The following is an 11,741-nucleotide window of genomic DNA, read 5'->3' as shown; positions in this document are numbered from 1 at the left end:
GACCGCGACGCGGGACCGCGTGGCGCGGCCCCTCTCGGATCCGAGACGGGCTGAGCCGGGTGGCGCGTTGACCGGGGACCCCCGGGTCGCTCGAATGGACTCGTGTCAGCCCGTCGCGTCCCCCGCCGACCCCCAGGTCCCGTGGTGCACGACGTCCGCCTGGTCCCTGCGCGGGCGCTTCGTCGGGGAGCCGGACGGCGCCTCGTCGGGCAGCCGGTGACCGAGTGTGATGGCGCCGACCGGGTCGAAGTCGTCGGGGATGCCGAAGGCGGCCCGGGTCGCGCGCTCGTGCTCCGGCGGGATGCCGAAGAAGCAGGCGCCGAGGCCCTCGTCGACCGCCGTGAGCAGGATCAGCAGGCTGGCCATCGCGGCGTCCATGTGCCAGAACGGCACCGGCCAGCGGGCCTCATCGAGGTCGGTCCAGCCCTTGTCGGGCTGGGCGTACCGGTGGAGGTACGCCGCCTTGCTCGAGCACGGGATGATCACCACCGGAGCCGTGGTCATGCCGCGCAGCCAGCTGTCGGGCAGCTCGCCCGGCGTCGTGGTCACGTCCCAGAACCTCTCGACGTCGGCCGGCCGGTCGAGCACCAGGAACGCCCAGCCCTGGCTGAAGCCCGCGCTCGGCGCGCGCACGGCGTTGGCCAACGCTCGGTCGACGAAGGCGGGGTCGACGGCGGTCTCGGCGTACTCACGGATCATCCGGCGGCGGCGCACGACGTCCTGGAACTCCATGGGGGCGAGTGTGCCTGATCATTTCGAGGACATGTGGCGCACGATCCAGCCGCTCGGGCGTGCCGCACGCAGCGGCGGGTACTTCCGGCAGCCGTTCGCGAGCGCCGAGCGCGAGCTGGACGCGTGGTTCGTCGAGCAGGCAGGTGCTCAGCGGTTGCGGCTCGAGACCGACCCCTTCGGCAACCGGATCGCGTGGTGGGACAGCGGTGCCGGGCCGGGCGTGGTCACCGGCTCGCACCTGGACTCGGTGCTCGACGGAGGTGCGTACGACGGTCCGCTCGGCGTGGTGTCCGCGCTGGCCGCCCTCGAGGTGCTGCGCGACCGCGGCTTCCGGCCCGCGCGCCCGATCGGGGTCTCGGTGTTCGTCGAGGAGGAGGGTTCGCGCTTCGGGCTGGCCTGTCTCGGCTCGCGGCTCGCGACCGGAGCGACCGGCTGGGAGCAGGCCCGCGGATTGCGTGACCGGGACGGCGTACGCCTCGACGAGGCCATGGCCTCCCTGGGGTTCGATGACGAGAATCCCCAGCCCTGGTTGGGATCTGAGCAACTTGCGTGCTTCGTCGAGCTGCACGTCGAGCAGGGGCGGGACCTGGTCGACCGCGGTGCCGCGATCGGTGTCGCGAGCCGGATCTGGCCGCACGGCCGCTACCGCTTCGACATCGCCGGCGAGCCGAACCACGCCGGCACGACGCGGATGGAAGACCGCCGCGACCCGATGCTCACCTATGCGATGACGGCATTGGCGGCCAACAAGCAGGCGCGCGTCGCCGGGCAGCGGGCGACGTTCGGCCGGGTCGACACCCAGCCGAACTCGACGAACTCGGTGCCGTCGGCCGTGACCGCCTGGATGGATGCGCGGTGCGAGTCCGACGAGGGCCTGGCCACCCTGGTCGAGACCATCACCCGCCAGGCCGAGGACCGGGCCGAGCGCGACGGGACGCGACTCGCCGTCACCGCCGAGTCGGTGTCGGGGGCCGTCGACTTCGACCCCGATCTCGCCCGACGGATCGCCGTCGACCATGAGGACGGCGACTGGCCGATCCTACCGACCCAGGCCGGGCACGACGCCGGGATCATGTCTACGCAGGGGATTCCGAGCGCAATGCTCTTCGTGCGCAACCCGACCGGCGTCTCCCACTCCCCGGCCGAGCACGCCGAGCTGCCGGACTGTCTCGCCGGGGTCGACGCCCTGGCCGAGACGCTGGAACGGCTCGCCTCGTGAGCGACCCGACGGCGTACCTGCTCGAGCGGGCCTGGGTCGACGGGACCGTCCACGACGGCGTCGGGGTGGAGATCGTGGACGGTCGGTTCACCTCGGTGGAGGTGGGCGGGGCGGCCGAGGGAGCCGATCCCCTTCCTGGCCTGACGATTCCCGGGCTCGCGAACTGCCACAGTCACGCGTTCCACCGGGCTCTGCGCGGCCGCACCCAGCGCGAGCGCGGGAGCTTCTGGACCTGGCGCGAGCAGATGTACGACGTGGCCGGGCGGCTCGACCCGGACTCCTACCTCGAGCTGGCGACGGTCACCTACCGCGAGATGGTGGCCGCCGGGTTCACGGGCGCGGGGGAGTTCCACTACCTCCACCACCAGCCGGACGGCACGCCGTACGACGAGCCGAACGCGATGGGCCACGCGCTCATCGAGGCCGCGCAACGAGCCGGACTCAGGATCACGATGCTCGACACCTGCTACCTCAGCTCCGGGTTCGGCGAACCCCCGCAGGGCGTGCAGGTGCGGTACGACGACGGCAGCGCCAGCGCGTGGGCCGCGCGCGTCGACGGTCTCCGGCCGGGCGAGACGGTCCGGATCGGTGCCGCGATCCACTCGATCCGCGCCGTCCCGCGCGACCAGCTCGGCGGCGTCGCCGAGGCCGCCGAGGGTCGGCCCCTCCACGTGCATCTCTCGGAGCAGGTGGGGGAGAACGACGCCTGCCTCCGGGCGTACGGCGCATCGCCCACCCGGGTGCTCGCGGACGCCGGCGTGCTCGGTCCGCTCACCAGCGCCGTGCACGCCACGCATCTGACGGTCGATGACGTGAGCCTCCTGGGCGAGGCCGCGACGTACGCCTGCTTCTGCCCGACCACCGAGCGCGACCTCGGGGACGGCATCGGCCCGAGCCGGGCCCTGCACGACGCCGGCAGCCGGCTGACCCTCGGCAGTGACAGCCATGCGGTGATCGACCCGTTCGAGGAGATGCGCGCCGTCGAGCTCGACGAGCGTCTCGCGACGCAGCGGCGCGGCCACTGGCGCGCGGCGGAGCTGCTCGACGCTGCCACCCGCCACGACTCCCTCGGCTGGGACGACGCGGGTGGGATCGCGGTCGGTCGGCGCGCCGACCTGGTCACGATCGCGACGGACCGGGTCCGGACCGCCGGGACCGGCGCCGACGAGCAGACCGCGGTCTTCGCGGCGGTCGCCGAGGACGTGACCCAGGTGGTGGCTGACGGCCGGATCGTCTTCCGCGAGGACGATCGGGAGCAGCTGGGGCGCGACCTCGACGACGTGATCGGGAGGATCTGGTCATGAGCTCCTCCCCACGACTTTCTTCGCCTCCCCCGCTTCGCTCCTCCGTCGCAGAACGCCGCAGGGACCCCGAATGACCGCGACCGTGATCACCAACATCGGCGAGCTGGTCACCAACGACCCCGACGCCGACGACCTGCTCGGGATCGTCACCGGCGCGGCTCTCGTCGTCGACGGCTCGACCGTGGCCTGGGTCGGTGCGGCCGACCGAGCGCCCGCGGCCGACCAGCAGGTCGACGCCGGCGGCCGGACCGTCATCCCCGGGTTCGTCGACTCCCACTCGCACCTCGTCTTCGCCGGAGACCGGGCCGCGGAGTTCGCCGCCCGGATGGCCGGCGAGTCGTACGCCGCGGGCGGCATCCGCGCCACCGTGGCGGCGACCCGGGCCGCCACGGACGAGCAGCTGACCAGCCACGTCGCTCGGCTGGTGAACGAGATGCGACGCCAGGGCACCACGACCGTCGAGATCAAGAGCGGCTACGGCCTGACAGTGCACGACGAGGCGCGCAGCCTGGCCGTCGCGCGGCAGTTCACCGAGGAGACGACGTACCTCGGGGCGCACGTCGTACCCGAGGGCACCACGCCCGAGGAGTACGTCGCACTCGTCACCGGTCCCATGGTCGAGGCCTGCGCCCCCCACGCCCGGTGGATCGATGCGTTCTGCGAGACGGGGGCGTTCGACGCCGACCAGTGCCGGGTAGTGCTCCGGTCTGGGGCCGAGGCGGGCCTCCAGGGGCGGCTGCACGCCAACCAGCTCGGACCCGGACCAGGGGTGCGCCTCGCCTGCGAGCTCGGTCTTGTGGCCGTCGACCACTGCACGTACCTGACCGACGACGACGTCGCCGCCCTGGCCGGCTCCGGCACCATCGCCACGCTGCTCCCGGGGGTGGAGTTCTCCACCCGCCAGCCGTACCCCGACGCACGCCGCCTGCTCGATGCCGGCGTCCGGGTCGCACTGGCCTCCGACTGCAACCCGGGGTCCTGCTTCACCAGCTCCATGCCCCTGTGCGTGGCCCTCGCCGTCCGCGAGATGGGGATGACGCCCGCGGAAGCCGTCCACGCGGCCACCGCGGGCGGTGCGGCGGCCCTCGACCGCGACGACGTCGGCGCCCTGCTCCCGGGTCGGCAGGCCGATCTCGTGCTGCTCGACGCCCCCACGCACGTCCATCTCGCCTATCGGCCCGGCGTACCCCTGGTGACCGCCACCTGGGTGGCCGGACGCCCCACCACCGGTTGAAGGGCGGCTAGGTGGGTCTGAGGTAGTCAGATCCGTGGCCGGGGTCGCTTCTGAGGTAGGGCTCGCGCGTAGATAGGGAACGGTGCCGATGTCCGGCACTACCTCAGCGAGCGAATCTCTACGTGTCAGCCAGACACAGACACGAAGGGATCAGAGAGATGAACGACTTGTTCCTCCTCGAGCCGGAGTTCCAGTACCGCAGCAAGCGGACGCGGTCGGAGCTGAAGCCGGTCCGGTACCGCAAGTGGCGTCGTCGCCTCGAGTGGGACGGGCCCGATGCGGCCACCAACGAGAAGAACTGGATCAACTGAGATGTCGATGTCCGTGGTCAGCGACAAGATGGACCACATGACATCGGAGTTGGTCGGACGAGATGCCGAGCTGGAGCAGCTTCGCTCCACGCTCGGCATCTCTGTATCCGGCGGCACCACCGACCGGGACGCCGTTCTCCTCGCCGGCGACGCCGGCGTCGGCAAGACCCGCCTGCTGACCGAGCTCCGCGACCACGCCGTCACCGACGGCTGGCTGGTCCAGGCCGGTCACTGCCTCGACTTCGCCGACAGCGCCCTGCCTTACCTCCCCTTCTCCGAGATCACCGGCCGCATCGCCCGTGAGCTGCCCGACCTGTTCGACCAGGTCGCCGAGCGCCACCCCGCCCTGCTCCGTCTGCTCCCCGGCCAGCGGATGTTGACCATGGCCACCGACCCCGAGTCCCTCCCGGCAGACCAAGCCGCTCTCTTCGACGCCGTCCACGCCCTCGCCGAGGCGGCCGGCGCCCACCAGTGCCTGCTCCTCGTCGTCGAGGACCTCCACTGGGCCGACCAGTCCACCCGCGACCTGATGAGCTTCCTGTTCGGCCGCGGCTTCGACGCCCCGGTCGCGCTGGTCGCGTCGTACCGCTCCGACGACCTGCATCGCCGCCACCCGCTCCGCCGCCAGGTCGCCGTCTGGGCGCGGATGAGCGGCGTCGAGCGCGTGCAGGTCGAGCCGCTCCGCCGGGCCGACGTACGCCGTCTCGTGCAGCAGCTGCACCCCGACCCCCTGCCCGAGGCACGCGTCCGCGACATCGTCGGCCGCGCCGAGGGCAACGCGTTCTTCGTCGAGGAGCTGGTCGGTGCCACGCGCACCCGCACCGGCCGCATCCCCGAGGACCTCGCCGAGCTCCTCCTCCTGCGCCTGGAGAACCTCGACGACTCCGCGGTCACCGTGGTCCGCGCCTCCGCGGTGGCCGGCCGCCGGGTCTCCCACGCAGCGCTCAGCGCCGTCGTCGACCTCGAGCCCGCCGAGCTCGACCGGGCCGTCCGCGACGCCGTCGAGGGTCATGTGATGGTGCCGAGCAGCGACGACTTCTACCAGTTCCGCCACGCCCTGCTCGCCGAGGCGGTGTACGACGACCTCCTGCCCGGCGAGCGCACCAGCCTGCACGCGGCGTACGCGAAGGCCCTCCAGGACGGCCGCGCCAGCGGCACCGCCGCGGAGCTCGCCCGCCACGCCCGGCTCGCCAAGGACTACGCGACCGCTCTCACGGCGAGCCTGCGTGCCGGTGATGACGCGCGCGCGGTCGGCGGTGCCGAGGAGGCCGCCCAGCACTACCTCCAGGCCCTCGAGCTCTGGCACGACACCCGGCTCCCCGAGTCGCAGGAGACCGACCTCGACCACCCGCGCCTGGTCCGGCTCGTCGCAGACGCGCTGATCGCCGCGGGACATCCGGCCCGCGCCCTCGGTGTCGTCCGGGAGCAGCTCGACCACCTGCCGCCCGACGCCCCGGACGAGGTCCGTGGCCAGCTGCTCGGCACGCTCGCGGGTGCCCTTGCCTTGACCGAGACGCAGCAGGACCCGCTCGACCTCACGACCCAGGCAGCGGCCCTCGTCGCCGACGGTCCGACTCCCGCCCGGGCGAGGGTGCTGGCGGTACACGCCCGGATGCTGGCTCGCTCCGGCCGGTACGCCGAGGGTCGCGAGGTCGCGATGACCGGCCTCGCGCTGGCCGAGCGGCTCGACATGCCGCGCCTGGCCAGCGACATCCGTACCACCTTGGTCGGGCTGGAGAAGAAGGGCGGCCCGTCCGAGTCCCTGATCGAGGCGCTCCGCTCGGCGATCGCCGGCGCGGTCGACGTCGGAGCCGCCACCACCGAGCTGCGCGCCCTGCTCCTGCTCGGCAACCACCACCTCGACAACGCGGAGTTCGCCGAGGCGGACGCGGCCTTCACCCGCGGGACGACCCGCGCCAAGGCGGAGGGCACCCCGTGGGTCCCCTACGCCGCTGAGGCGCGCTGGATGCACGCCGTGTCGCTGCGGATGCAGGGGCGGTGGGACGACGCGCTGGTCGTGCTCGACACCTCCATGGAGGTGGTCCCACCGATCTACGACGCGCTGCTCTCGGGCACGCGAGCGCAGATACTGGTCGCCCGCGGCGAGCCGGCAGGCGAGGAGCTGGCCCACAACCTGCGGCCCTTCTGGCGTGAGGAGGGCCTGGTCGCGACCACGGCCGGGGCCGCCGAGCTGGAGGCCGCCGAGCTCATCGGTGACCAGGCCGCCGCCTCCCTCCTCTACGAGCTGATCACCGAGACTCTCACCAACATCTGGCACCCGCTGTTCCAGGCGCGTGTCCGGTTGGCCGCGACCACGCTGGCCGCCTTCGCCCAGGGCGCGGCTCATCGCAGCGCCACCGAGCGGGTGGCCGACGCGCCGCTGGTCGCGGGGCTGGTCGACGACGCGCACGCCGTACTCGAGCGCCGCAACGAGAAGTCCGGCACCTCCTGGGGCCCCGAGAGCCGCGCCTGGGAGGCGCGGGTCGAGGCTGAGCTGCTGCGGTGGCGCTGGGTCGCCGACGTCGACCCGCCGACCCTCGAGGCGCTGGTCGAGGCCTGGCGCGGCACCGAGTCCGGCTTCGAGGCGTTCGCCGCTCCGTACGAGCTGGCCTCCGTCCGGGCGACGCTGGCCGAGATCCTGGCGGCCACCGGTGACACGGCCAGCGCCCAGATCTTGACCAAGACCGCGCTGGAGGTCGCCGAGCAGCTGGGTGCCCGGCCGCTGCTGCGCCGCCTGGGTCGGGCCGCGACGTCAACCGCTCCGACCGCCGCCGCCCCCGGGCGACCGACGCTGACCCCGCGCGAGTCCGAGATCCTGGCGCTCGTCGCCGAGGGCCGCACCAACGGCGAGATCGGGCGTCAGCTGTTCATCAGCACCAAGACCGTGTCGGTCCACGTGTCCAACATCCTGGGCAAGCTCGGTGCCGCGGGCCGCACCGAGGCGGCCGCGATCGCCCGGCGCGACGGTCTGCTGCTTTGAGGGCTCCTCGGATAGTACGTATCAATCGGCCGGACTCGCCGCCGTCCGATTGATACGTACTATCCCCGGATGGCATGGTCACGTACTCGTAGTATGGCCCGGCAGAACGGAGCCGCCCATGACCACGCTCGACCGTCCATCCGAGCCCCGGCCGGACACCAGGGACCTCACCGCTCGTCGCTTCGAGCGGATGCGCCCGTTCGGGGGCGAGTCGGCTCCCCGGTTCGAGACTCGCGGCCTGCCACCGGGTCCGCGCTGGCCCGTCTGGGCCCAGTCCGTGGCCCTGCTGCGCTTCCGGCACCACTTCGTGCCCCGCATGTGGCGTCGGTACGGCGACGTGTTCACCGTCCGCATCGTGCCCGGCGGCCGCCCGCTGGTGCTCTTCACCCGCCCGGAGCACGCCAAGGAGATCTTCGCCGGCGATCCCGAGGTCTTCCACGCCGGCAAGGGCAACGCGATCCTCGGCCCGATCATGGGCGAGCACTCCCTGCTTCTCCAGGACAGCAGCGAGCACAAGCGCGCCCGCGCCCTGCTGATGCCGGCCTTCAACGGTCACGCCCTGCGCGGCTACCGGGGGTTGGTCGACGAGGTCGCCCGCGAGGAGGTCGGGCGCTGGCACAGCGGCGACGAGTTCCGCAGCCTCGACCGGATGAACGCGCTGACCCTCGAGGTCATCCTCCGCGTCGTCTTCGGCGTCACCGACGAGAATCGCCTCGTCGAGCTCCGACCGTGCGTGAACCGCACCGTCAACATCAGCCCCGCCGTCCTGCTCGGCTGGGGCTACCCGGCGCTGCAGCGCTTCGGCCCCTGGAAGAAGACCGTCGCCAACGCCTACCGCCTCGATGAGCTGATCTACGCCGAGATCCGCGAGCGTCGCACCGCCGTCGACCTCGACCAGCGCACCGACGTGCTCTCGCGGCTGATCCTGGCGGGCGACGACGGCGACCGGCTCACCGATGAGGAGCTCCGCGACCAACTGGTCACCCTGCTGCTCGCGGGGCACGAGACCACGGCGACCGCGCTGGCGTGGGCGCTGCACGAGCTCGGCCGCGACCGCGCTCAGCTCGCTCGTGCTCGCGAGGCCGCGCACACCGGCGACGACGACCACCTCGAAGCGGCGCTGAAGGAGGCGATGCGCCTGCACCCGGTGATCCCGATGGTCGTCCGCACCCTCATGCAGCCGGCCACGGTGGGCGGCTGGGACCTGCCCGCGGGCGCCACGGTGGGACCGTCGATCCTGATCGCGCACGGCCGCGCCGACAACCACCCCGACCCCGAGCGGTTCGACCCCGACCGGTTCCTCGGCCAGAACCCGCCGGTCAACACCTGGATCCCGTTCGGCGGCGGTGTCCGGCGCTGTATCGGGGCCGGGTTCTCGCTGATGGAGGGCGTCGCCGTGCTGCGGCAGATCCTCTCGACGTACGACGTGACGGCGATCGGGCCGGACCGTCCGAAGGTCCGCAACATCACCAGCGTGCCGCGCCGAGGCTCGCGGATCCGCGTGGGGTAGCCCGCCCGCCAGGGTGAAATCACCGACCGGTTGTCCGATTCCGGTGCCACGCCCGTTTCACGCGGGTCACAATGACTGATCATGGTTTGGGGGTCACGTCTGCGCGCGCTCCGCATGGACGTGGGGCCGTTCCGGGAGCATCGTGACTTCCGCCTGCTCCTGATCGCCGGCACGGTCTTCTACCTCGGCGGGATGATGACGTACGTCGCCATCCCCTACCAGATCTACCAGCTCACCCATTCCAACTTCGCGGTCGGCGCCGTGGGCCTCGTGGAGCTGGGCCCGCTGATCGTCTTCGGCCTGTACGGCGGCGCCCTCGCCGACCACGTGGACCGCCGGCTCCTCCTGATCTGGACCGGCATCGCCCAAGCGGCGTTCACCACGTGGCTGTGCATCAACGCGTTCTCGGACAACCCACGGCTGTGGGAGATCTTCGTCGTCGCCGGACTGCTGACCTCGTCCTCCGCACTGCAGCGGCCGTCGCGCGAGGCTCTGCTCCCGCGCACCGTCCGCCACGACGAGCTGACCGCGGCCAACGCGCTCTCGAGCTTCGGCATGCAGGGCGGCGTGCTGGTCGGCCCGACCATCGGCGGCCTGATCGTCGCCTCGGCCGGCGTCGAGTGGTGTTTCCTGGTCGACATCATCGGCCTGTTCGTCGCGTCGATGATGTACGCCGCCATGCGCCGCTACCCGCACGTCGGCGAGACCGAGGTGCCGAGCCTGGCCGGCATCGGCAGGGGCCTGCGGTACGCCCTGAGCCGTCGCGATCTCCTCGGCACGTACCTCGTGGACTTCGCCGCGATGCTGCTCGCGATGCCGGTGGTGCTGTTCCCGGCCCTGGCCGAGAAGGTCTTCGGCGACCCACATCTGCTGGGCCTGCTCTACTCCGCGGAGACCATCGGGGCGCTGGTCGCCACGGCGTCCTCGGGTTGGACCAGCCGCGTGCACCACCACGGCCGCGCCATCGTGCTGGCCGCCGCGGCGTACGGCGGATGCATCGCGCTGGCGGGCTTCTCGACCTCGATCTGGATGGCGGTGTTCTTCTTCGCGCTGGCGGGCGCCGCGGACATGATCTCCGCGGTCTTCCGCGGCACGATCTGGAGCCAGACGATTCCCGACACCCTGCGGGGCCGGCTCGCCGGCATCGAGATGCTCAGCTACTCCGTGGGGCCGCTCGCCGGGCAGGTACGGGCGGGCGTCGTCGCAGACCGCTGGACGGTTCGCGGGTCGATCATCAGCGGTGGTCTCTCGTGCGTCGCCGGGGTCACGCTCACCGCCGTGTGGCTGCACGACTTCTGGGCGTACGACGAGCGCACCGACGAGCACGCGCTGGCCCAGAAGGAAGCCCGACAGCTGGCCGGCGAACGCTCCCAGCCCTGAACGAGGAACCCTCCCGTTCCCGGCTCCGCGAGAGCCAGGGACGGGAGGGCATCGTGCCTCGGTGCAGACTCAGTGCAGCTTGAACACGTCGACCATGCCCATGAACGCGTGTGGCGTGCCGTCCACCTTGCTGGGCCAGAAGCAGGCCGAGAAGTACGTGCCCTTCGGCAGGGAGTACTTCCAGCGGAAGGTGTGGCCGGGGCTGATCACTCCGGTGTCGGCCGCGGCGCCGTCCTTGGCGATGAACGTCGGGGGACCCGTCGGGTTCATGAAGAAGTCCAGGACCTCTTTCCGGGTGGTGCCCTTCTTCACGTGCTCCACGTCCGCGAAGTGCGGCTCGGCCGCCCTGTTCGTGGTGTTCATCCAGCCCTTGTGGGCGTTGTGCTTGCCCGGCTTCCAGACGTTGCCCGGGGCGATGTTGAGGCGGCCGTCCGCGCTCGGCATGGAGCGCTTCTGGTTCTTGCCCTTGGCCTTGAACGTCGTCAGCGTGTTCTTGTCGAGGTTGACGACGTAGTACTTGCCGCGGTGGTCGATGTTCACGGCCCACTGGCTGTGCGACCCCTTCACGGCCTCCATGCCGCCGTAGAACACGACCTTCCTGTCGATCCGCCTGACCGCGGCGACGTCGGGCGGTGCGTTGTTGGGGAACGCCGCAGCGAAGTCGCCGAAGGCGTCCGTGAGGCTGTAGCCCTTCTTGAGCCGCAGCACCTGGAGCAGGCCACCTCCGTGCTTCCCGCGCACGACCTCGAACGTCGTGTTGCCCGGCCGGATCCTGCTGTCCGACAGCTTGACGCCCTTGCCGTTGGACGTGATGGTGACGGTGAGTTGAGTGGCCCGGGCGCTGGTGTGGTGCGTGCCCGAGGCCTGCGCGGCCCCGCCGGTCGCTGCCAGACCCGCCGTGGCCGTGAGCAGCAGCGCGGTGGCTGCGGCACGGTAACTCGTCTGCATGAGTGATTCCTCCTGGACGGGGTCACTCGGGACGGACCCCTACGGGGGTAGTTCTATGTCGGCGGCTCGGCACGGGTCAGCACTCGACACGCTATTTCGGCCGGGAGGATGACGCCTGAGCAG

The 11,741-nt window shown here is 71.8% G+C and carries 9 protein-coding genes; 7 read left to right on the top strand and 2 right to left on the bottom strand.

The features are described from left to right. Positions 1-105: 105 nt before the first annotated feature. Entirely contained in the window at positions 106-732 is a 627-nt protein-coding gene (locus tag VGJ24_RS19215) for a nitroreductase family protein (protein WP_331502255.1), read from the bottom strand. 31 nt (positions 733-763) lie between these two features. Here VGJ24_RS19215 and VGJ24_RS19210 point away from each other — a divergent pair, with 31 nt between their 5' ends. The 7 genes from VGJ24_RS19210 (at position 764) to VGJ24_RS19180 (ending at position 10,670) form a co-directional block, all read left to right on the top strand. After that, positions 764-1,951: an allantoate amidohydrolase gene (locus VGJ24_RS19210; protein WP_414691122.1), complete on the top strand. Its 1,188-nt coding sequence runs from the start codon at positions 764-766 to the stop codon at positions 1,949-1,951. Next, positions 1,948-3,255 carry a formimidoylglutamate deiminase gene (locus tag VGJ24_RS19205; protein ID WP_331502253.1) on the top strand — a complete coding sequence of 436 codons (1,308 nt, stop codon included), beginning with the start codon at positions 1,948-1,950 and terminating at the stop codon, positions 3,253-3,255. Before VGJ24_RS19210 ends, VGJ24_RS19205 begins: the two co-directional genes overlap by 4 nt. Positions 3,256-3,325: 70 nt before the next feature. Beyond that, positions 3,326-4,489 carry an imidazolonepropionase gene (gene hutI, locus VGJ24_RS19200; RefSeq protein WP_331502252.1) on the top strand — a complete coding sequence of 388 codons (1,164 nt, stop codon included), beginning with the start codon at positions 3,326-3,328 and terminating at the stop codon, positions 4,487-4,489. A gap of 158 nt (positions 4,490-4,647) precedes the next feature. Beyond that, positions 4,648-4,800 carry a hypothetical protein gene (locus tag VGJ24_RS19195; RefSeq protein WP_331502251.1) on the top strand — a complete coding sequence of 51 codons (153 nt, stop codon included), beginning with the start codon at positions 4,648-4,650 and terminating at the stop codon, positions 4,798-4,800. Positions 4,801-4,837: 37 nt separating this feature from the next. Beyond that, complete coding sequence (locus tag VGJ24_RS19190) at positions 4,838-7,780, top strand: helix-turn-helix transcriptional regulator (RefSeq protein ID WP_331502250.1); 2,943 nt, start codon at positions 4,838-4,840, stop codon at positions 7,778-7,780. A gap of 118 nt (positions 7,781-7,898) precedes the next feature. Beyond that, positions 7,899-9,290, top strand: a complete 1,392-nt coding sequence (locus VGJ24_RS19185; RefSeq protein ID WP_331502249.1) for a cytochrome P450 — start codon at positions 7,899-7,901, stop codon at positions 9,288-9,290. 81 nt (positions 9,291-9,371) lie between these two features. Then, complete coding sequence (locus VGJ24_RS19180) at positions 9,372-10,670, top strand: MFS transporter (RefSeq protein ID WP_331502248.1); 1,299 nt, start codon at positions 9,372-9,374, stop codon at positions 10,668-10,670. A gap of 69 nt (positions 10,671-10,739) precedes the next feature. Here VGJ24_RS19180 and VGJ24_RS19175 read toward each other — a convergent pair whose 3' ends face one another. Then, on the bottom strand, positions 10,740-11,618 hold the full coding sequence (locus tag VGJ24_RS19175; protein ID WP_331502247.1) for a hypothetical protein: 879 nt from the start codon (positions 11,616-11,618) through the stop codon (positions 10,740-10,742). Between the last annotated feature and the right edge of the window lie 123 nt (positions 11,619-11,741).

Origin of the sequence: Nocardioides sp. (genome assembly GCF_036493135.1) — a bacterium.
Taxonomy (GTDB): domain Bacteria; phylum Actinomycetota; class Actinomycetes; order Propionibacteriales; family Nocardioidaceae; genus Nocardioides.
This window is presented reverse-complemented; position numbering and strand designations above follow the sequence as displayed.

What these genes read in the sequence shown, in the direction of transcription:
- VGJ24_RS19215 (WP_331502255.1), bottom strand. Translation starts at nt 732, where the DNA reads ATGGAGTTCCAGGACGTCGTGCGCCGCCGCCGGATGATCCGTGAGTAC.
- VGJ24_RS19210 (WP_414691122.1), top strand. Translation starts at nt 764, where the DNA reads ATGTGGCGCACGATCCAGCCGCTCGGGCGTGCCGCACGCAGCGGCGGG.
- hutI (WP_331502252.1), top strand. Translation starts at nt 3,326, where the DNA reads ATGACCGCGACCGTGATCACCAACATCGGCGAGCTGGTCACCAACGAC.
- VGJ24_RS19195 (WP_331502251.1), top strand. Translation starts at nt 4,648, where the DNA reads ATGAACGACTTGTTCCTCCTCGAGCCGGAGTTCCAGTACCGCAGCAAG.
- VGJ24_RS19190 (WP_331502250.1), top strand. Translation starts at nt 4,838, where the DNA reads ATGACATCGGAGTTGGTCGGACGAGATGCCGAGCTGGAGCAGCTTCGC.
- VGJ24_RS19185 (WP_331502249.1), top strand. Translation starts at nt 7,899, where the DNA reads ATGACCACGCTCGACCGTCCATCCGAGCCCCGGCCGGACACCAGGGAC.
- VGJ24_RS19180 (WP_331502248.1), top strand. Translation starts at nt 9,372, where the DNA reads ATGGTTTGGGGGTCACGTCTGCGCGCGCTCCGCATGGACGTGGGGCCG.
- VGJ24_RS19175 (WP_331502247.1), bottom strand. Translation starts at nt 11,618, where the DNA reads ATGCAGACGAGTTACCGTGCCGCAGCCACCGCGCTGCTGCTCACGGCC.